Source organism: Halobacillus amylolyticus (genome assembly GCF_022921115.1).
Taxonomy (GTDB): Bacteria; Bacillota; Bacilli; order Bacillales; family Halobacillaceae; genus Halobacillus_A; species Halobacillus_A amylolyticus.
The window spans coordinates 2,861,731-2,881,622 of sequence record NZ_CP095075.1 but is presented as its reverse complement, the minus strand read 5'-3'; the positions used below and the strand labels follow the sequence as shown (position 1 = coordinate 2,881,622).

At 42.7% G+C, this 19,892-nt stretch carries 21 protein-coding genes, 1 pseudogene and 1 riboswitch; of the genes and pseudogenes, 2 read left to right on the top strand and 20 right to left on the bottom strand.

What is annotated here, in order from left to right; genetic code table 11:
- Positions 1–93: 93 nt before the first annotated feature.
- The 17 genes and pseudogenes from MUO15_RS14885 to MUO15_RS14805 form a co-directional block, all read right to left on the bottom strand.
- Positions 94–807 (bottom strand): metallophosphoesterase, encoded by a 714-nt coding sequence (locus MUO15_RS14885; protein ID WP_245030320.1) that lies wholly within the window; start codon positions 805–807, stop codon positions 94–96.
- 23 nt (positions 808–830) lie between these two features.
- Entirely contained in the window at positions 831–983 is a 153-nt protein-coding gene (locus MUO15_RS14880; RefSeq protein WP_245030318.1) for a hypothetical protein, read from the bottom strand.
- Positions 980–1,678: a phosphatase PAP2 family protein gene (locus tag MUO15_RS14875; RefSeq protein ID WP_245030316.1), complete on the bottom strand. Its 699-nt coding sequence runs from the start codon at positions 1,676–1,678 to the stop codon at positions 980–982. Before MUO15_RS14875 ends, MUO15_RS14880 begins: the two co-directional genes overlap by 4 nt.
- Before the next feature lie 1,102 nt (positions 1,679–2,780).
- Positions 2,781–2,966 (bottom strand): hypothetical protein, encoded by a 186-nt coding sequence (locus MUO15_RS14870; protein ID WP_245030314.1) that lies wholly within the window; start codon positions 2,964–2,966, stop codon positions 2,781–2,783.
- A gap of 180 nt (positions 2,967–3,146) precedes the next feature.
- Positions 3,147–3,857, bottom strand: a complete 711-nt coding sequence (locus MUO15_RS14865; RefSeq protein WP_245030312.1) for an ATPase — start codon at positions 3,855–3,857, stop codon at positions 3,147–3,149.
- Between the two features lie 4 nt (positions 3,858–3,861).
- On the bottom strand, positions 3,862–4,449 hold the full coding sequence (locus MUO15_RS14860) for a cob(I)yrinic acid a,c-diamide adenosyltransferase (RefSeq protein ID WP_245030310.1): 588 nt from the start codon (positions 4,447–4,449) through the stop codon (positions 3,862–3,864).
- A gap of 13 nt (positions 4,450–4,462) precedes the next feature.
- Positions 4,463–4,867 carry a bifunctional adenosylcobinamide kinase/adenosylcobinamide-phosphate guanylyltransferase gene (locus MUO15_RS14855; protein WP_245030308.1) on the bottom strand — a complete coding sequence of 135 codons (405 nt, stop codon included), beginning with the start codon at positions 4,865–4,867 and terminating at the stop codon, positions 4,463–4,465.
- Positions 4,828–5,424, bottom strand: a complete 597-nt coding sequence (locus MUO15_RS14850; protein ID WP_245030306.1) for a histidine phosphatase family protein — start codon at positions 5,422–5,424, stop codon at positions 4,828–4,830. Before MUO15_RS14850 ends, MUO15_RS14855 begins: the two co-directional genes overlap by 40 nt.
- On the bottom strand, positions 5,397–6,173 hold the full coding sequence (cobS, locus tag MUO15_RS14845; protein WP_245030305.1) for an adenosylcobinamide-GDP ribazoletransferase: 777 nt from the start codon (positions 6,171–6,173) through the stop codon (positions 5,397–5,399). The genes MUO15_RS14850 and cobS overlap by 28 nt, the downstream gene beginning before the upstream one ends.
- On the bottom strand, positions 6,170–7,642 hold the full coding sequence (locus tag MUO15_RS14840) for a cobyric acid synthase (protein ID WP_245030303.1): 1,473 nt from the start codon (positions 7,640–7,642) through the stop codon (positions 6,170–6,172). The genes cobS and MUO15_RS14840 overlap by 4 nt, the downstream gene beginning before the upstream one ends.
- On the bottom strand, positions 7,639–8,172 hold the full coding sequence (locus tag MUO15_RS14835) for a bifunctional adenosylcobinamide kinase/adenosylcobinamide-phosphate guanylyltransferase (protein WP_245030301.1): 534 nt from the start codon (positions 8,170–8,172) through the stop codon (positions 7,639–7,641). The genes MUO15_RS14840 and MUO15_RS14835 overlap by 4 nt, the downstream gene beginning before the upstream one ends.
- Complete coding sequence (gene cobD, locus MUO15_RS14830) at positions 8,169–9,236, bottom strand: threonine-phosphate decarboxylase CobD (protein WP_245030300.1); 1,068 nt, start codon at positions 9,234–9,236, stop codon at positions 8,169–8,171. The genes MUO15_RS14835 and cobD overlap by 4 nt, the downstream gene beginning before the upstream one ends.
- Positions 9,211–10,170, bottom strand: a complete 960-nt coding sequence (gene cbiB, locus MUO15_RS14825) for an adenosylcobinamide-phosphate synthase CbiB (protein ID WP_245036048.1) — start codon at positions 10,168–10,170, stop codon at positions 9,211–9,213. Before cbiB ends, cobD begins: the two co-directional genes overlap by 26 nt.
- 2 nt (positions 10,171–10,172) lie before the next feature.
- Positions 10,173–10,754, bottom strand: coding sequence for an adenosylcobinamide amidohydrolase (locus MUO15_RS14820; RefSeq protein WP_245030298.1), 582 nt, complete (start codon positions 10,752–10,754; stop codon positions 10,173–10,175).
- The gene (locus MUO15_RS14815; protein ID WP_245030296.1) at positions 10,754–11,638 is read right to left on the bottom strand and encodes an ABC transporter ATP-binding protein; all 885 of its coding nucleotides are present in this window, start codon (positions 11,636–11,638) and stop codon (positions 10,754–10,756) included. Before MUO15_RS14815 ends, MUO15_RS14820 begins: the two co-directional genes overlap by 1 nt.
- Positions 11,635–12,659: pseudogene (locus tag MUO15_RS14810) on the bottom strand (FecCD family ABC transporter permease). Before MUO15_RS14810 ends, MUO15_RS14815 begins: the two are co-directional and overlap by 4 nt.
- The gene (locus MUO15_RS14805; protein WP_245030294.1) at positions 12,652–13,641 is read right to left on the bottom strand and encodes an ABC transporter substrate-binding protein; all 990 of its coding nucleotides are present in this window, start codon (positions 13,639–13,641) and stop codon (positions 12,652–12,654) included. The pseudogene MUO15_RS14810 and the gene MUO15_RS14805 overlap by 8 nt, the downstream one beginning before the upstream one ends.
- A 145-nt stretch (positions 13,642–13,786) precedes the next feature.
- Positions 13,787–13,969, bottom strand: a riboswitch (cobalamin riboswitch).
- 336 nt (positions 13,970–14,305) lie between these two features.
- On the opposite strand from MUO15_RS14805, the gene MUO15_RS14800 reads away from it, so the two are divergent.
- Positions 14,306–15,211, top strand: coding sequence for an N-acetylmuramoyl-L-alanine amidase (locus tag MUO15_RS14800; protein WP_245030292.1), 906 nt, complete (start codon positions 14,306–14,308; stop codon positions 15,209–15,211).
- A 351-nt stretch (positions 15,212–15,562) separates the two neighbouring features.
- The gene (locus MUO15_RS14795; RefSeq protein ID WP_245030290.1) at positions 15,563–16,381 is read left to right on the top strand and encodes an alpha/beta fold hydrolase; all 819 of its coding nucleotides are present in this window, start codon (positions 15,563–15,565) and stop codon (positions 16,379–16,381) included.
- A 163-nt stretch (positions 16,382–16,544) separates the two neighbouring features.
- Here the strand turns inward: MUO15_RS14795 and MUO15_RS14790 are convergent, their stop codons facing one another.
- The 3 genes from MUO15_RS14790 to MUO15_RS14780 form a co-directional block, all read right to left on the bottom strand.
- Entirely contained in the window at positions 16,545–17,753 is a 1,209-nt protein-coding gene (locus tag MUO15_RS14790; protein WP_245030288.1) for a CynX/NimT family MFS transporter, read from the bottom strand.
- 148 nt (positions 17,754–17,901) lie between these two features.
- Entirely contained in the window at positions 17,902–19,365 is a 1,464-nt protein-coding gene (locus tag MUO15_RS14785; protein WP_245030286.1) for an aldehyde dehydrogenase family protein, read from the bottom strand.
- A gap of 86 nt (positions 19,366–19,451) precedes the next feature.
- Positions 19,452–19,880 carry a hypothetical protein gene (locus MUO15_RS14780; protein WP_245030284.1) on the bottom strand — a complete coding sequence of 143 codons (429 nt, stop codon included), beginning with the start codon at positions 19,878–19,880 and terminating at the stop codon, positions 19,452–19,454.
- Between the last annotated feature and the right edge of the window lie 12 nt (positions 19,881–19,892).

Genomic DNA, 19,892 nt, shown 5'->3' with positions numbered 1-19,892 from the left:
TATTTCACCCTATATTGGATAATGGTTACATGCAGCCTCACTCAACACTGCTTTATCTTCGACAAAACAGGAAAGCCAGCTCCAATCATAGAACTAGCCTTGCTGTAAAGTGAACTCGGTAATTTCAGGAAAATTGTTAATACGGATCGGTGCAATGCTGACACCTATACCCCTGTTTACGTAAAGATGGTTGCCCTCTGCTCCATAATCCTCTTCAATCCAGCCATCCATGTGGGCTTCCCCTTCAACAATCAAATTCTTCCAAGACCAATGCGGGGTAAAAGGAATGCGGATCTGCCCACCATGAGTATGGCCGGCCACCGCTACAGGGGCATGGTTTGCTTCGATTTTCACAAATGTATTCGGATTATGCATAAAGGAGAATCTTGGAGCTTTCTCCTCTAACTCCTCATACGCTTCCTCCAGGTGATCTTTCTCTGGCCAACGCGCCCCGATTCCTACAAGATAAAGTGGCTCTTCCGTCTCCCCGAGCGTTACCGGAACAGATTCATTTTGCAATACTTCGATTCCGATCATGCCTAGCTTCCGGATGACGCGCTCGGCGGTTTCTATATTTGGATTTCCGTCTTTCTCGCTCATGCTGTAATCATGGTTTCCAAGCGATGCAAAGACAGGAATATCCGTTTCCGCTAAAGGCTTCAAGTAAGAAACGACTTTCTCCATTTCCTCCTCATGATTCTCAACCGAATGATAGACATAATCTCCAAGCAGCAACACGATGTCCGGGTCTCTTTCAATGATCGTTTCAACCATATCCTCGAGATTCCTGTCGTTATCAAGCCACATCCCTACCTGGAAATCCCCAACTGTTATAATGGTTCGTCCTTCCCATTCAGGGGGAGGTAATCAATTTCGGCGGTTTCCTCCTCGACTTCAAGCAAGTAGGGCTCCACCATTCCCCAGGAAATCAGTAAAACAAAGCCGGCGATCACAAGGAGCCCTATCATTTTTCTTTTTTTCACGTAGAACGCTCCTTACTTTTTTGCTTGCACATCATGGTGATTTCAAAACCGGCGATGCACAGGAACAGCCAAACACAGCCAAGAAAAAAACCAGCGATGACATCTGAATAGTAGTGGACACCCAGATAAACACGGCCAATACAAATGCCGACAATGATGAGGGTGAGAACTGAGCTGATAGCCACCTTCCATTTCGTTCCGAGCTGGATGGCGCCGATGATATAAATTATGAAGCCGTAATAGACGACGGCCGCAGAGGCATGACCGCTGGGGAAGCTTGATGTCGTCCCGTGATATTCACCGAGAAGTTCAGGACGCGTACGTGATGTAAGACTCTTCGCGAGCTTGGTCAGTCCACTGATGCCTGCCATTCCAATCGCAAAATAAAGCGCCAGCCATTTGCTGAATGGAGATAAAAACAGAAAATATAGAGCGGTGAGAACCGAGGCCGTGGCGAGAACAGGTACAGAACCAAGCTTGCTGATCCATTGAAAAATAAGCTCCTTGCCCTCAGGTGACGTTGCCTTCACAAGTTCAAAGACATCCTGGTCAACCTCCAGCTGCTTTTCTGAAAGGACGTTCAACGTCAGCTGAACAGCATAATAGGTTCCTACTAAAAGCAGAAGGCCAATAAAAAGAAGCAACAACCTTGTGCCATTATTCAAATCAGAAAGCTTCCGATCCGCAAAATACATGTTCCTCTCCCCTTCACAACTTCCATCTAACAAAATGATCCCTCTACGGGACCTTTTTGCCTGCCATTACTATTTTCCTATTTTTTATACATTCAAACCTTTTTATCAAAATTCATCCTCCCAACAAAGTGGAAGTCAACCCAGGTGCAATGATCGACACAATCACCTCACTCAACACCACCACAATCTTGTGTTCGTATATAAACATAGTGTCCGGCGATAATTAAACCCCTTTAGATCTTTAAGCAGCCTAAGTTTAAACAACTGTCATGTGCTATTCCTCCTCAGTTTTTTTGATTGAGTGTTTAATCATCATAGATTCTCCTTCCTGTCTTACCTCTTAAAAATGATTTATTGGTAGAGATTCACAACCAGCCTTAATAAAAACCTGTGTAGTAGTTAATAAGAATATAGAATATAGAATATAAATACCAAAACAAATGTTCCCTGTTTGGTTGTGTTAGCTCCGCCCTATTCCTCTTTATCTGTTAACAACATCACGAGGATGCTTCCTATGTTCAAAGAATTTACCTATTCAGATCAACTCATACTATCGAAGTTTTTGGAAGACGATGTTTTCTTACTGAATAATCCTCTAACTAAATTATTTTTAAAAAAAAGACGAGTACCTTACCCTTTTAATAAATAAGACCATAACACTAACCACAGTTGACATACCTGAACGTATCATGCTGTGCCTTTTACCAACTATATAGCCACTTCATTAAGAATAGAAATGGTTCAGTACAATGCATAAAACAAATGTGAAACTAATTCAGAGTACTCTCCATAGGGAAACCCGTATTCTCCCTGGGTAAAAAAAGAACCCACACCGTCGCAATAGGTGTGGGTATATCTTTTTATTCAAAATTGCAAGACAAGGAGTGATGCTGAAACTTACTTTATTTCGATAATTACCAACTCTTACGCTGAAAAATTGCAAAGAGGAAAAGTGATAAAATGAACAAAGGTCTTTTTAGCGTTATTATAAGTACTACTAAAGGGTCTTCTACCTACTGAACCGGCATTTGCAGTTACAGTAAGAGTGTTGGCCATTTGCCTTCGCGTAGAGGTATAAATTGGATAGGTGCCCTTCCTTCATTTATGTAGAACTAAGAACCTTAATGAGGAAATAACCGATCATACGTGTAAACAGACCTATGATTAAAGAAATCATAATACTAATAACAGTGCTTCCTGTCAGCGATAAACCAATCTGAAATCCCACGACTAACATAATACCCATTAAAATACTTACGATCATTCTCAAATTTTTGGTATCGTTCATAATGAAGCTCCTTTAGATAGTCAATCATTCATTGGACTAGAACATACATAGCAAATCCCCCACTCTCCATGCCCTAACCACGTCTAGTTAACCCTATCTTCACTTTTCATTTTATCCGTTACAAACAAGACTTAACCACGATAAGCTAATTTTCTGCGATTTAAAGAATCACCGCACAATTTAGTTATTGAAAAAGGTTGTGTATTTACCTGTTAGACGTAATAAGTCTTGCTGATATTTCTGATCATAAGTAATCATAAAACTGGTCGATGGACCGCCAGAAGCTTTCTCATCAAATGGAATGTCTAAACCCCTCTTCGTCCAACCATTTCTTTTTTCCAACTCTTTGACACTATGTTGGATACCTTTAGAACCAACAGGCAAAATTTCATAAACCCAATCTTGTTCTGCAATCGTTAAAAACAGTTCAAGCGGGGCAATTTTTTCAGGATGTGCGAGAACATCCTTCCCGACAAGTGGCTCACCGATGATCGCTACCCCACATATTTCCGGGGAAATACCAATTCTTTTTTCACTCGAATCAACCCATCCAAGAATAGATAAGCTTATCGCCGACTGACTCATTTCCATATTCGATTCAGTACTTCCGGTAATATCCAGAGAGTAACCAAGCGAATTCCCAAGGTTTCTAACGGTTTGTTCGAGTTCTTCCCACACCTCGTCGCCAACAAAGTTACTGATCGTTACAGCAAACGGTGTTGCCCCTACTGCTAAACAATCCATTAGCGACACACGAAACAAGGACTCTACAACTGTTTTATAAGAGACGTGAACCATGTCATCTGGTTTTAAACCAATCCCTCCTGAATTATCAGTGGCTATGACAAGTTCACGTCCCTCCTCCATAGGAATAAACAATGGTTGTCCCATTTAATCACTCTTCGTCTTTCGATTTTTTCTTCGCGGAACGGAATACTTTCGCACTGCGAATGTACTCAACATCCTTTGTTTCGAGGACCATATTCACATAGCGTGCCAGAGCAAAAAAGTAATCGGATAGTCGGTTCAAATAAGTCAGGCAGACAGGATGGATCGTTTCATGTTTTTGCAAGGAGACGACGAGACGTTCGGCACGGCGAGTAATGGTTCGAGCGATGTGTAGTGTTGAGGATGCTGGTGATCCACCCGGTAAAATAAACCGCTCCAATTCTGGTGCCTGCTTAATGTAATCATCCATCCGCTGCTCCAGCCACTCGACACTCTCTTCTTGAAGCTTGAAGGGACGGTTTGACTTTTTATTTGCCAAATCACTGCCACAGTCGAACAGTTCATGTTGGATTTTCTCAAGTTCCTCTTGAACATCACTAAAGCGGAAATCTGTTAATTCTGAGCGTGCCTTCCCTACAAAACTATTCGCCTCGTCAACCGTTCCATAAGCCTCTACACGCACATCATCTTTATCCACTCTGCCGCCAATAACGCTCGTCTGTCCTTTGTCACCTGTTTTTGTATATAATCTCATGTTTAACACGCTCCTATTTTAGTTGTTGAGGGATTCCGAACCATACTCGGAATACTCTCTGGGCATCTTTTGTTAATTGCTGATAAATAAATCCCGTCATATCTCTCCATAATCGGTTCTGCTTATCCATAGGGACGATCCCTCCTGTGATATCTGTCCCTATAATTACGAGCTGTCTTGATGTAAAAGTTTGTTCCCATTTCATTAATGAACGATAATATTTCTGCCACTTCTCCGTCTCTTCATCTTGGTCACTCAAGTAGTTATAAATCCTATCTTCAAGCTTATCTATAATCAGACGAGGTGTATCAACAGATTCAGGCTGCTGGTCGTCCTTTAAAATCGTGTAATCGCTGTCATAATTCTCAATCACCCAATCTAGCTTCCCGTTATATGCTCCTCCTGTGACAAAATCCATTGCTCCCTCTCCTTCTCCAGTAGAATTTTGTAAGCCTCTCCCGGTGCTATCGGCCAATCCCAAATAGAATTCGATTCCTTTGACCATTGGTGGAGTATTGTACGTATCACCCCTCCATGAGTAACAAAGGCAATCGGCTCTTCTAAATTGCGTTGATACCCAAGGATTTGGTCAGCAAAGCGAAGGACGCGATCTTTGAAATCAACAAAACTCTCCCCATTAGGTGGGGTGACTGTTTCCATATGGGTCAGCCACTGCTTATAGTCGTCCCTCTCCTTTAACTCTTTGTATGTCCAGCCATCAAAATCTCCAAAGTTATATTCGCGTAGCTTCTCTGTCGTTTCAACTGATGGGAAGAGGATAGACGCTGTCTCGCTACAACGATCAAGGTCACTAGCATAGATTTTTGAAAGTTCAGGAAGACGTTTTTTTAAAAAGTCAACTTGCTTTCGCCCTTGTTCAGACATTGCCTCATTTCTCCAACCGAGATAACGTCTTTGTACATTTGAGCGGGTTTCCCCGTGACGAATCAAATACACAACCAAACGATGAACCATAAATATGTCTCCATTCCTTCAAGTGTCGCCCCACAAACATCACCTGTTATTCCACCAAACGACCGTACCGCCCATCTACGAATTCCCCACATTCCGATCATAGCAGCTAAGCCCATTACTAAGCTGACGATAAAATGACTCCAAGAGAAAAAGGCTGTTACAACACTCACCACAATCATCAGACTTACAACCCAAACCGTCACACTTTGGCTATAGTGATTTTTAAAGAAATAGCTTAAGCCCTTCTGTCTTGCTGAAGGGGTATGTCCTAACATCAACACCATCACACATCTTGATAAAAAGGGAATCAATAAAATAAACCAGAGCATCGATAAATCAGCAAGAAACGATTCATACATGAATACAAAACGGAGAATTAACACGGCCAGTAAAACCAATACTCCGAAAGCTCCTGTCCGAGGGTCCTGCATCACTTCCAAGCGCTTTTGCTGGTCTTGATAGGAGAAGAAGGCATCTCCTGTATCCATTAATCCGTCAAGATGAAGCCCCCCGCTCCATACGGCCGGAATCATCAACGCAAAAACAGTTAAACTAACTAGACTCATAGTTGTTAGAGGGGAGAGTCCATAGAAAATAAACGCATTAGACCCTCCGATTACCAGCCCTAGAATTGGCAGCCACATAAGACAACTGCGAACGACAGCCGGGTTCGGGTCAATGCCTTTTCGGATAGGAAACACAGAGAAGAATTGCAAGGCAAATAATCCACCCAATCCGAAATTTTTCATGGCGCGCTCTCCTCGATCATCTTTATAATCTTTTCGGTATTGAGATAGGTTTCTAAATGTTTAGCCAGACGTTCATAACGCTCGTCTCGATCGCTTGTATCAATCATTACCTGTTCGGATAAACCCGATTTTCTACGCAAACGATTCAACCATTCCGTTCTCCACCCATCATTATGAAAACAATCATGAAGGTAAGTGCCAATCAAACGCCCCTGATCAAGACTGATTCCCTCAGGCTCATCGTTCAATTGAAGGAAGGGATACTTGATAGATCCAGCCGTTCGCCCAAGATGAATCTCATAACCAGACATGGGCACAGGAGAGTAACCGCTTGCTTCGTGAATATGTCCGCTTACACGAATCGTTTGTTTGTTTTTCACAAAAGTTGTTGAGAGAGGAAATATTCCTATTCCTTGCACACCCTCTCTATCAGCTTCATGACGATACATGACATCAGAAAGGATCTGATAGCCACCACAAATCCCTACGATCACTCCTCCTCGCTCGGCATAAACCCTGATCGCTTCTGTCAGCCCCTTTTCCTCACATGCAAGGTAGTCTTCAATTGTGCTTCGCGTTCCTGGTAAAATAAGTGCATCTGGTTTTCCAAGCTGATCGACGGAGCGAACGTAACGAATCGATACATCCTGTTCTTGAGTAAGTGGTGATATATCCGTTTCATTAGATAAATAAGGCCAATGAATCACAGCTATATCTAAGGACTTTTCCCTTTTAGCTGACGTAGATTGGACCGTTAATGAGTCTTCTCCCTCAATCCCGTGATCTTCTAAATGTGGCAGCACACCTAAAACAGGTACGCCTGTATAGTTTTCAATCCATTCTATCCCACTTTCAAATAAAGCACGTTCTCCGCGAAACTTGTTAATAATTAGTCCTTTAACACGCTTCCGATGCTTCTCAGACAATAACTCTAGCGTCCCGACGATGCTAGCGAACACCCCACCTCGGTCAATATCCGCAACTAAAATAACTGGCACATCAATCAGATCAGCAACTGACATATTCACCAACTCACGGTCATTCAAATTCACCTCAACAGGGCTGCCGGCTCCTTCGATCACTAACGCGTCATAGTCCTGCTCCAATCGTTGAACAGATTGCTTGATGGCCTGCTTCCCTTGTTCATACCAATGGGTTCGATATTCTGATCCCGTCCAGGCAGCTTGACTGACTCCATGGATAATCACTTCAGATCGCTGGTCACTTGTCGGCTTTAACAAGATCGGATTCATGTCAACGGTTGCCTCAACGAAAGCAGCCTCAGCCTGAATTCCTTGAGCACGACCAATCTCTTCTTCATTCCTTGTTATATAGGAGTTGTTTGACATGTTTTGCGATTTAAATGGAGCGATGGCTAGACCATGGCAAACGAGTAGCCGGCATAGGCCAGTCGCAATCCAGCTTTTCCCTACATTTGATGCTGTCCCTTGGATCATGACTCCCTTCATGCTTCTACCCCCTTATGAAAAAATGGCCGGCCAAATACCATTTCAATCGCCTCATCTGCTTTCCTCACAACGTATCTATGTATGGAATTAAGAATGTATAGATAGTCACGAACCATTTTATAAGGTGAAGGCAGATCACGGTCAAGGTCATTAGAAACAATATATACTTCCCCGGCACCTGTGATTAGACGGTCCAGCTGTTTCATGAGAAAAGTAACCATATCATCCGGAGGCACATACTCCTCGGCCATCATTTCATTCGTGACCCATGTAGTTAAACAGTCGATCAGGATAGCATCTTCCGCTGTAAATGAAAGCTGATCAATGGCTGTCGGCTGTTCCCATGTTTGCCATGACCCTTTACTTTGCTTGCGGTCCTTTTTGTGGCGGGTTACACGGTCTAGCATTTCTGAATCTGTCACCACCCCCGTTGCCACATAGTGGAGGTGTGGCAGATTCGATTGCAACATACAGCTCTCTGCATAACTCGTCTTCCCACTTCTTACACCTCCACAGACAAAGATCATCATGTTTGCACCCACCTTTTTAGGAGTTCAAGCAAGTAGTCATTGTCCTTTTGTGTGCGAACAGCTACTCGTACAAATTTGCCATCTAGCCCCGGGAAATTATTTGTATGGCGAACAGCCAATCGATTTTTCAACAGAAAAGGCAGCAAGGTATCACTTAAAGAAGGATATCCCCCTAATAAATAGTAGTTTACATCGCTTTTCGAGACAGTAAAAGCAAGCTCCTGAAGCCTAGGGAAAATTCGCTCTCGCTCAGCTTGAATCAAGTCTCTTGTTTGTTGACGGAAGGAATGATCCTTGATACATCCCTTAGCAATGTGTTGAGCCAAAGCATTTACACTCCATGTCGGCTGATAGGACGCTAATTTTTGAACCATCGCTTCCGATCCAGCAAGATAACCGACCCTTAATCCTGGGATGGAGTACATCTTCGTCAGTGAACGCAAAATGATAAGGTGAGATGACTTGTTTATTTGCTGAATTAGGGACGGCTCGTTTTGAACAAAATCATAAAACGCTTCATCGATTAGAAGAGAGACTTCTCTCTTTTCAAGCTCATTCAACAATTCGACTAACTTACTTTGTTTGTAGGCAACGCCTGTAGGGTTATTTGGATTGCAGACCATCACAAGGTCTACACCAGTAAGCTTAGATTTGAGCCGTTCTAAAGGCAGTTGCCACCCTTCCGACTCGGTTAGAAAAATAGACTCTACTATACAACCATTCATCTCAGCAATCATTCGATATTCAACAAAAGTCGGTTCAACAATCAATAGACGCTTGCCGGCAAACTCCTGCCCTAATAATGTAAGCAGCTCCGACGCACCATTCCCTACCAGAATTTGTTTTTCCGAAATCCCCTCTTGTAAAGCGATCGTATGACGGAGATCTTCAACATGGGGATCTGGATAAATCGTGATCAGCTCGAAAAGATCTCCCCACTTCTCCCCCAGCCAAGGCGGAGGCCCTAATGGATTCACATTCACACTAAAATCATAGGTCACCTCTGGCAGCTGTAAGGGGTCGGTTAAATATTGCGGGTTAGCCCCATGTGACGGCCACTTCAATGACTGCACCTCCTATCCATAACAATAAAATAATATAAACTGTAGCTCTTACCATAAAGTGATGGGCCGCTTTAATATGCTCAGCGCCGATCTCCTTATAGGGAACCCCAATCGTAGGACGCGTGGATACTTCGCCGAAATACCGATTTTCACCACCTAACTGAATCCCCATTAAAATAGCAAAAGCTGCTTCACCCCAGCCACTATTAGGACTCGGATGACGCTTTGAATGATGGAATAATAAAGCAATCGCTTCTCTTTTCGTTTGAAAAGGAGTTTTCTCTAGTAATAAAAGTAACATCGATGTCAGCCGGGCCGGAATCCAATTCAGCACATCGTCCAATCGAGCCGAAGCCCAGCCAAAATGGTAGAATCGCTCATGTCGGTACCCGACCATCGAGTCACACGTATTCACGGCACGATAAAGCATAGCCAGAGGCGCACCGCCTAAAAAAGCGAAGAAAAGGGGTGCTGTAATGCCGTCACTTGTATTTTCAGCAACTGTTTCAATCGCACCTCTCGCCACCTCAGGTTCATCTAAATTGTCGGTATCCCTCCCAACAATCATGGATAAATGATGGCGTGCTTGAGTATAGTCAGACTGTATTAACGGTGTATATACGTCCATCGACGCTTCCTTCAACCCCCTTAATGCGATCGTCGTCCAAATAAAAAAGCACTCCACGGCCACACCGAGCAAGATGTGAACGTGATAGCTAATTGCAGTAACAGACCATGTAATCACGAAAACAAAACTGCAGACCATGAGAACCATAGTCACCCCTTTGAAGCGGCGAAATCTCCCTTTATTCAATCTGTTTTCAAGAAAATGAATCACGCTTCCCATCATGCGGACGGGATGTGGGAGCCAACGCGGATCCCCAAGCCATAAATCTAGTAAAAGCGCTGCAGTTAAGGCAATGAGATGCTCGATCATCAGGGCTTCATTCTTTCCAAATAGCGTTTAATGGCTTCCTTCGTAGCTTCATAAACCATCTGCCCAACCTTGCTCCCGAGAAAGGTAATCGGCCCCGCATATTCTAGCTGTATCCCTGTTTGAGTACTCGCAATCATAATACTGTCTGTAGACGTTCCTGTAGCTGCAGTATTTGTCAGTGGATCTTTAATTTCACATCTCGAAAAAGCTTGCGTCTTCGCTTCCGTCGCCGTTACAATTCCTTGAATAAATGCTTGCTCAGAGAGGTGACCATCAACGAAAATCCATGTATTAACCGTCCCAGGCTGATGCTCCGCTACTCGTTTAGTCCCGTGAACAACATCTACTGCATTACCTAACCCAGCTGTAACTAAAATCAAGATAGAGACACCGTCTCCCTGGAAAAATCGTTCCGAATAATCCGGTAGGTGGGCTGCTGTCATCATCGCTAAGGTGTCATGCTCAGCCAGCCCCCACTGCTGACATTTTTCTATCATGAATGGGGAAGGGGAATCACAATTAAAGCTTTTATCAACATGATAGTTAACAAAGTTCCGATACCAGCCAAATCCCCCTCCCATCACAGCTGATGAAAAGGTTTTAAGCAGCTGGGGGTTCTTACTAAAACCTTCTCCTCTGTGGCTTCCACAAGCTCAGGTTTGATAGCAGTCCTTGTTTTGTCTAAAAAATAATCCGGCAGCAAGTTCATCTGAGGGCTTGATAACGTAGGATTAGCATGAACATCGATAGAAGAATGATAGACTCGTTCAAGTAAGGGCTTTTGCATCACTTCTTCCGGCTTGCCTATCTGAGTGATCTGCCCTTGGTCGATCAGTAACAGTCGATCACAATACAGGCTAGCTATATTTAAGTCGTGAAAAATCGACACCACCGTTAAATGATTTGTCAGCGATAACTGTTTCAGTTCATCAAGGAGCTGTTTTTGATAACTAAAATCAAGGTAATTCGTTGGCTCATCAAGCAGCAAAATATCCGGTTCCTGAACAAGGGCTTGGGCCAGATATACACGCTGCCTTTCTCCTCCACTCAAGTGGTCGAGAGGGAGAGAATACATATCTGTCAGCCCCGTTTGCTCTAATACCTGTTCAGCCACTTCTTTATCCCGCTCGGTCGGCTGCTTAAAAAAGCCCGATTGGTATGCATAACGTCCCATCATCACGGTTTCATAGACATTGTAGGAAAAAAAGCTCTGCTGAACCTGGGGCAATGTCGCAACCTTGCGAGCAAGTTGTTTACGAGGGTAATGTTCAAGGGGCTTCCGATCAATAACCACCTCCCCTTCCCATAGAGGAAGAATCCCACTCATCAACTTAAATAAGGTTGTTTTTCCACTTCCGTTAGGACCAACCACACCAAAGAACTCACCACGATTGACTTGAAAATCGACATGATCAACAATGGGCTTAGTTTCATATCCACCCGTCATATTGGTTACTTCAATCATACACTCGCCCCTTTTTTCCTCTGCTGGTAAAGAATAAAAGCAAAAATCGGTGCTCCTATGAGCGATGTGATCACCCCAATAGGTAACTCAGCAGGGGCAATAACCGTTCGTGATACGAGGTCCGCCAATATTAAGAAGGTCGCTCCATTAATTAAAGACAGTGGAATAAGGTGACGGTGGTCTGTACCAAAAATCCTTCGGCAAATATGAGGAACGACTAGACCGACGAAGCCGATTGTCCCTGACACAGCAACTGCCGCCCCAGTTAAGATCGAAGCAGCTAATAAGATCAGCGCTTTTCTTTTCTCGGTAGGAACACCAAGTTGCTTTGCCCGTTCCTCGCCTAACGACATCGCATTTAATTCCTGTCCTTGAGTTAAAAGAAGCAGCACACCAACAATAAAAAATGGGAGCAGCAGCCCCACGTGATTCCATCCCGCATCGCTACACTTCCAAGGAGCCAGCCGACAATTTGGCGAAGCTCCTCTCCTGTAAGCGCAATCATGAGAGAAATAACCGATCCGAGAAAAGACCCCATCACGATCCCTGTCAGTATGAGAGTTTCAATCGAAAGTGTACGATCAAGCATACGTGCAAACCCAATAACGAAAAGCAGCGTTAGAACTGCAGTACAAATGCTGACAATGGGAAGTGTGAAAGAAGAGAAAACCGGGAGGGAAAATCCTACAAACAAAACCAATACTGCTCCGACAGACGCACCTGAAGACACACCTAATGTATAAGGATCAGCTAACGGATTTTGCAGCAAGCCCTGAAAAGACGCTCCAGCTATTGCAAGTGACGCACCCACTAACCCTGCTAATACGACGCGCGGCAAGCGGACATCCACAATAATACTGATATTTATCGGATCAACATTGGACTGATAAGGACTTATCGTTTCTGCTATCGCTCCGATAATGACAGGAAGCGGAATAGGTACACTGCCAACAGCTACTCCTGCCAGCCATGCACCCACTAAAATCATTAAGCTCCCTATATAAGCTACTGGTTTATTCATCACCGAACGTTTCCGGATAAACAGCTTCAGCCAACCGCTCTACCCCTTCAATCAAGCGCGGACCCGCACGTGTAACAAGATCAGAGTGAACATCATAGACCTGTTTCTTTTCGATTGCGGGTACTTCTTCCCAACCTTCTCTAGAAAGCACTTTTTCTACAGGTTTCTCTGTGTAATAGCCATAGGTCGTAATGATGACATCTGGCTGTAAGTTAATAATAGCCTCTTCATTCATTTTCACCCATCCTTCTTGGCCAGCAGCAGCATTCTCGGCGTTGATCGCTTGGAGCATTTGATTCATGAATGTACCCGTTCCAGTTGTATAAATTTCCGGAGCCGGAGACACTTCTACAAATACACTTTTAGGATCTTTGATGTCAGATGCTTTTTCTTTAATTCCTTTAAGTTTCTCTTTCATCCCTGTTACGATGCTCTCGGCTTTTTCCTGCTCATCTACCAATTTACCAACTGATTGAATCGTTTCATAAACGCCTTTAAAATCGGAAGCATTCTTAACCACATAAACTGGAATCCCAGCATTTCTGATTTGATCAATCGCTGCCTGGAAATTATGAGCACTTGAACCGTGTGCAAGCACGAGATCAGGCTTTAATGATAGAACTTTCTCCGTATTAATTTGCATCCCGCCAACCTTATCAATCTCATTCACCTGCTCAGGGTAATTATCATTGTCAGAGACCCCTACAACCTCTTCCCCTGCACCAAGGGCAAACACAATCTCTGTATTACTTGGAATAAGAGATACAATTCTTTCAGGGTCTTCCTCTAGGACAACCTCGTTCCCTGTAGAATCCTCCACAGTCAGAGGATAAGTCGATGCCTGTCCTTGCGCTTCTTCTGAATTAGTACCTTTCTCATTCTGGTTTTCCTCTGGTTGACTCGATCCCTCATTGCTTGCACAGCCTACTAGCAATCCAATCGTCATTAGAAGCATAAATATGTAATTCGATAGTCGTTTCAAGTTCCTCTCTCCCCTGTAATAAAAAGTTTTTGAGCACAAAAAAACACATCTCGCATTGAAGATGTGTACACAAAGGATTTTGCATGCTGCTTAAGTACATGCAGGCAGCCTCCTTTTTTACTATACACCTCCTATCCGCGTAGGTTATTGGTGAGAAAAACAGGTAGGTCTCCTGACTTATGGTCATGGCTTCCTGCTCCTTCCCATGTTTATCACACAGTGGAATCGTGCAGGTTGCTCTCAAATACAGTGGCGGGACCGCGTTGGATTTGAACCAACTTCCCTATTAAGTGATGAATCACATCACGCCTGTTTCTTCGCCTATTCAACTATCTATTATTCTACTAAAGATTATGAAAAAATGCTTGGTTTTTAGACTTTTTTGTCAAATATTTTCCTTATGGCATGTGACAACATGGTTCACTACATTATATAAATATTCATTGTTCAGTATTAATAGCTATAATATTTATTTGTCCAGTGAGTCAGAGATAAACTGCTCATGAAGCATAACTTTTGAATAATGCTAACCATATATAATCCTAGATTAGATTTAACAGCCTTATGATGAATAGATCATTGAAAACTTGACCAAGATTAATAGTATGATTCAGTTTTTCATAGAATAAAAGTTTTCACTTTTAATAGTCGGGAGGAGTTATCTATGAACATGAGAACGCGTTTCATAACGGTGGTTCTTTCTTTTGTACTAATCGTTATATCTGCACTGACGATTGCCCAGCCAGTTGAAGCCGCACAAACAGGCGAAGTTGACACCCAGTCATCCTTAAATGTACGGCAAGCGCCTAGTTTGAATGCTAAGGTCATCGGAAGTCTCTTACCGGGGCAACGAGTGGAATATATTGAACTTGGAAATGGGTGGGGGCAAATCACTTACCAAGGAGAACTAGGGTTTGTGAGCACAGCCTTTCTATCAGAAGTTGCTTGGGATCGCATTGAGGAAGAAAAACAAGTAGAAGAGAAAGATGTGAAAAAAACAGACGAATTCAGGGAGATAAACCCTAATCAAACCGAAACTCAGGACGTCGAACGCATTGTTCTAGACCCTGGTCATGGAGGCAAAGATCCCGGTGCCATCGGGAACTCTCTTCAGGAAAAAGACGTCGTTCTGAACATTGCTAAGCGCGTTGAGTCTAAACTACTTGAAAAAGGTTATGATATTTTAATGACGCGGACAGATGATACCTTTGTTACCCTTGAAAATCGTGCAAAACAAGCCAATACCTGGGGGGCTGATCTTTTTATTAGTATTCATGCCAACGGGTACCATGACTCCAGTGCTAAAGGTATTGAAACCTTTTATAGTGCAGGGGGTTCAAAAGCAAGAAACCTTGCAGACTTAGTCCAGGAACACGTTATCTCTAAAACTAGCAACCTGAGCCGCGGGGTGTTTAAAGCAGATTACTTTGTTTTGCGTCATACTAATATGCCAGCGATTCTTGCAGAAACTGGGTTTGTCTCGAATAAAGAGGATGCCGAGTTGTTAAAAAGCGAAGATTATCGCGAGCAAATAGCGAAGGGCATTGTCAAGGGCATAGAGGAGTATTAGTCTTTGAAGATATATAGGGGCATGGCTGTTTCCGGCCCTCTAAAATATCTAAGCAGATTGCTATATGATTATCATAGAAGCCTTGATTAAAATGGTGATGGAAATCTTCCTACTGACTTCCATCACCATTTTATTTTCTGAAATAAAACATCCTTCTTCATTACTTTTGATACGGTGTCTTATTCATGTCACAATCATTTTCAAATGGGTACATACCTTATAACCACTACTAATATTTTACACACTAAGGTCAATAGACAATTGCTATATTTAGAGGTTTTTTCATAAAATCCGACACCTGCTAATAAAGTGTAAAGTGTGCCGAAAGAATAATAATATGGGAGGGCTTAGATGGGATATTACATTACTGTTGAACATAATGTGAATATTTATATAGAGGACTACGGCCCAGAAGACGGCCAGCCAATCTTATTCATACACGGATGGCCCCTCAACCATCGAGTATTTGAGTATCAGTACGACCAACTTCCAAAAGCAGGTTATCGCTGCATAGGTGTTGATTTACGCGGATTCGGCAAATCGGATAATCCTTGGACTGGATATTCTTATGATCGTCTAGCAGATGATATTCGTTCGGTTATTGACACATTAAAGCTTGAACATGTCACCCTTACCGGGCACTCTATGGGCGGAGCTATTGCCATTCGATATATGGCTCGTCATGCGGGGCATAAGATTTTTAAACTTGCCCTTATCGCAGCAGCAGCACCCATCTTTACCCAACGTCAAGGTTACCCTTATGGACTAACCACTATTACAAAGGAAAGAGTAAATGAATTAATTAAGGCTACCTATACTGATCGCCCCGAAATGCTGCATAACTTTGGGAAAATGTTTTTCTATCAAAATATAACAGAAAGCTTCAAAGAATGGTTTCAGGGATTAGGACTCACGGCATCTGGAAATGCAACAGCGAAGACTGCGGTTTCCCTCCGTGATGAAGAGTTATGGCAAGATATGTCCAAGATTCATGTACCTACTGGCATTTTCCATGGTGTACATGATGAGATTTGCCCCTTCACACTTGCCGAAGCGCTGCAAGCAGGGATCAAGGGGTCAGAACTCGTTCCTTTTATGTATAGTGGTCATGGATTATTCTATTGTGAGATGGAAAAATTTAATCATGAACTGGCCGGCTTTATTGGGTAACTTTCAAAGATCCACCTTATTACAGCGCCCCCAAGTGTTCGCTTAAGACCTTCTTATAGTGAAATCATTTTGTAGCTCTATGTACCTTTAGCTACATTACTATTCAGTAGTTGAGCCAGGAAGGAAAGCTTCATATCACAAGAGTGCTACGTTGAAGCTTTGACTAATCGTAAGCCCTATTCTCGTTAAAAACCGTCTGATTCCTCCCTGCTCCAAGACCTGCTGTCACCATCACAATAATAATGGCAATGAACAACAGTAACGGTACGGTCACGGATGCCGTAACATCCAGCAGTATGCCGATCAATACTGGGCCCACCGCCGCAAGCGAATACCCGACTGATTGAGACATTCCTGACAATGCAGCACTTTGCTGGGCATTGGCAGTCCGAAGCCCAAGTAACGTTAGGGCTAAACTAATCGAAGCTGCCTGGCCAATTCCCATCAGCATGACACTGACAGTCAGCACGCCAATGCTGCTACCGGACAGAACTCCCAATAGCCCTGCAGTATAAAGAAAACCAATCAAACCTACAATCCCTCTTTGACTGTGGAAGCGAGCAGCAAGGACAGGAGTAAGAAAGGTTATTGGAAGACCTGTTAGCTGCATGATTGATACCATCCAACCTGCTGTTGAGATGCTTAGACCCCGCCCATTAAGAATTTCAGGCAACCACGCAATCATGGAATAAAATAAAAAAGATTGTAACCCCATAAAAATGGTCACCTGCCAGGCGATTTTGGAACGCCATATTGAATTTCCTTGTAATGTAGATGTTTTCACGTCATTAAATTTCGATGGTTTGCGTAGTTGGGGCAGCCATGCAACTGCTGCTAACAAGGCTAACGAAGCCCAACATAATAATGTTTTTTCCCAGCCTAGACCTAAATTTTTGGCTAAGGGAATACTTAGTCCAGTTCCTATTGCTGAAAACACGGACATACATGTTGTATAAACAGCTGTCATCAACCCAACCTTTTGAGGATATTTCCCTTTCACAATACCAGGCAGCAACACATTTGAGATAGCAATCCCGATCCCAATTAAAGCAGTTCCTGCAAACAATGTGAATGTCAGTGAGATAAACCTGATAACGATTCCCGTTATTAATGTCAATAAGCCAATAAAAACCATTCGTTCATATCCGAATCGGTAACCCAGCTTAGGGGCAAGCAAGGAGAAAACGGCAAACGACAGGAGTGGCAGGGTTGTAATGAACCCCGCAGCAGCGTTGGAAATCCCGATATCCTTCATAATCGAGCTAATTAGCGGGCCAACAGATGTTATGGCTGGACGCAAGTTAAAGGCAACAAAAATGATACCAATGATAGATAATGCCTTTTTTGTATTAAGCTGGGGTTTTGTTCCCATATGTATGACTCCCTATCCGTAAAGTAAATTTATAACCATTTATTTTTCATAACAATCCTTCTTCTATACTCCTTCCCAAAGTACCTTCTTTCTGTATATAAATAAAAGAGGACAAATACACCATTAGAAAGTGTATTTGTCCTCTTAGCTAAAATGGGAATTTTCGGTATTCTTCCTGGACCGATACCCACTTCAATTTAGTAAATTCATCAATCACCCATGGATTTCCAAATCGACCTAGGCCACTTTGTTTGTTCCCGCCAAACGGAACATTGGCTGCATCATTTACCGTTTGGTCGTTAACATGCGTCATCCCACTATCTATCTTCAAGCTATATGCTTCTCCCTTTTCTAAGTCGGATGTGAATAGCGCGGAAGTAAGCCCGTAAATGGTATCGTTTGCTAATTCAATGGCATGATCATCGGAATCTGCCTTTATGATCGATACAACTGGTGAGAACAGTTCAGTCTGTGCGATGTCATCTGAATTATCTACATCGACAAAAATATGCGGTGTGAGCACATTTCCTTCTCGTTTTCCTTTCAGGGCAACATTCACTCCGGCTTTCTCCGCCTTTTCAATGACTTCCAATACTTTCTCCACTTGCTTTTTATTAATTAACGGCCCAATGACTGTATCGGGGTCAGTTTGGTCACCATATGGCAGTTGGGATGCACGTTCAACAAATTTATCCGTAAATTTCTCGTACACATCTTGATGGACAATCATTCGATTAATACACATACATATTTGTCCTTGGTGCATGAATTTACCAAACACCGCCGCATCAACGGCTCTTTCAATATTTGCATCCTGTAAAACTATGAACGGATTATTACCACCAAGCTCTAATGCTACCCGCTTTAAGTTTTTTCCGGCAATTTCTCCAATATGTTTCCCAAACCCAGTCGAACCCGTAAAAGCAACTAATTGTACGACTGGATTCTCAAGCATTTCATCACCAATTTTTTCTGGTGTTGTTAAAACAGATTGGAATACACCGCCCGGCAATCCAGCGTAATCAAATGCACGTGCAATAATTGATCCACCTGTTAAGCCTACTTGCAAATCTGCCTTATGAACAACTGTATTGCCTAGTGCAATGGCTGGTGCAATGGATCGCATCGACAAATTCAACGGAAAGTTAAATGGGGAAATAGATGAAATCACACCTAATGGCTGTCGATAAATTTTGTTCTTTTTCCCATCAATCGTCGCATGAACTTCCTTCACCTCGTCAATGGTATCCATATAGTCGAACGTTTCTTTTAATACATCAATAGCAAGATTTAATTCCAACTCGACTTTAAGTAATGTCCCACCTGTTTCTAAATTTGCGATACGAATAATTTCATCACGATTATTTTGCAAAAATTCAGCAGCCTTACGAAGGATTTCTTTTCGATCCTCAACAGAGGAGTGGGCCCAATCTTTTTGCCGAACTTCAGCAACTTCATAGGTGCTTTTTAATTGTTGTAAGGAGGCTAATTGAACCGTTGCTATGATTGAATCATCATATGGATTCAAAATATTATGGGTTTCTCCTGTATCCCCATCTACCCATTTTCCGTCTAAATAGTTCTTATTGAAGTTCTCTGTAAAACTTTCCATTTAATTAAGCACACTCCTTATTAACTCTGACCCTACACTACGATTTACCCTTAGCGTGTTCATCAGAAAAGATTCCCTTCTGCCACTTATGGTAGACGTAAATGACGATTGACAGCGCAAATGATGAGCCAATATTGCCACCCTGATAAGGTTTTATACTCTGCGACTCCCATCTTTTTTAACACAATACCCAGAATCACAAACCCGAAAAAAGCGTCAGTCACTAAGTTAACAAGTAAATACAGCCAAAATTTGTGGGAGGTAAAGTAAAAAATCATAAACGTTCCAACGGCAAAACAACCATAAGCGAAACTAACGTCAATCATATACCCCCACGGTACGATGTACTCATGGATGATCCACCACTCATATGTATAAGCGATTTGAAAGATGATCGTCATTAGTAAAGCTGTGAAAATTGTGACAGGCATATATCTCTTAATGGTCTTTTTCTCAAAGAAGAATAATAAAGTCCAAGGGAGAATCAAAGCCAGAACAAGCAGGAAAATATTCATCTCCAATACCTC

Coding starts and splice junctions, on each gene's coding strand:
- MUO15_RS14860 (WP_245030310.1), bottom strand. CDS start 4,449: ATGAGATTATATACAAAAACAGGTGACAAAGGACAGACGAGCGTTATT.
- MUO15_RS14815 (WP_245030296.1), bottom strand. CDS start 11,638: ATGATTGAAGTAACCAATATGACGGGTGGATATGAAACTAAGCCCATT.
- MUO15_RS14800 (WP_245030292.1), top strand. CDS start 14,306: ATGAACATGAGAACGCGTTTCATAACGGTGGTTCTTTCTTTTGTACTA.
- MUO15_RS14785 (WP_245030286.1), bottom strand. CDS start 19,365: ATGGAAAGTTTTACAGAGAACTTCAATAAGAACTATTTAGACGGAAAA.
- MUO15_RS14820 (WP_245030298.1), bottom strand. CDS start 10,754: ATGGGAGGGGGATTTGGCTGGTATCGGAACTTTGTTAACTATCATGTT.
- MUO15_RS14795 (WP_245030290.1), top strand. CDS start 15,563: ATGGGATATTACATTACTGTTGAACATAATGTGAATATTTATATAGAG.
- MUO15_RS14790 (WP_245030288.1), bottom strand. CDS start 17,753: ATGGGAACAAAACCCCAGCTTAATACAAAAAAGGCATTATCTATCATT.
- cobS (WP_245030305.1), bottom strand. CDS start 6,173: ATGAAAAATTTCGGATTGGGTGGATTATTTGCCTTGCAATTCTTCTCT.
- MUO15_RS14780 (WP_245030284.1), bottom strand. CDS start 19,880: ATGAATATTTTCCTGCTTGTTCTGGCTTTGATTCTCCCTTGGACTTTA.
- MUO15_RS14850 (WP_245030306.1), bottom strand. CDS start 5,424: ATGGTTCATCGTTTGGTTGTGTATTTGATTCGTCACGGGGAAACCCGC.
- MUO15_RS14865 (WP_245030312.1), bottom strand. CDS start 3,857: ATGGGACAACCATTGTTTATTCCTATGGAGGAGGGACGTGAACTTGTC.
- MUO15_RS14875 (WP_245030316.1), bottom strand. CDS start 1,678: ATGTATTTTGCGGATCGGAAGCTTTCTGATTTGAATAATGGCACAAGG.
- MUO15_RS14870 (WP_245030314.1), bottom strand. CDS start 2,966: ATGAACGATACCAAAAATTTGAGAATGATCGTAAGTATTTTAATGGGT.
- MUO15_RS14840 (WP_245030303.1), bottom strand. CDS start 7,642: ATGAAGGGAGTCATGATCCAAGGGACAGCATCAAATGTAGGGAAAAGC.
- MUO15_RS14885 (WP_245030320.1), bottom strand. CDS start 807: ATGTGGCTTGATAACGACAGGAATCTCGAGGATATGGTTGAAACGATC.
- MUO15_RS14855 (WP_245030308.1), bottom strand. CDS start 4,867: ATGGATTTTGTCACAGGAGGAGCATATAACGGGAAGCTAGATTGGGTG.
- MUO15_RS14835 (WP_245030301.1), bottom strand. CDS start 8,172: ATGATGATCTTTGTCTGTGGAGGTGTAAGAAGTGGGAAGACGAGTTAT.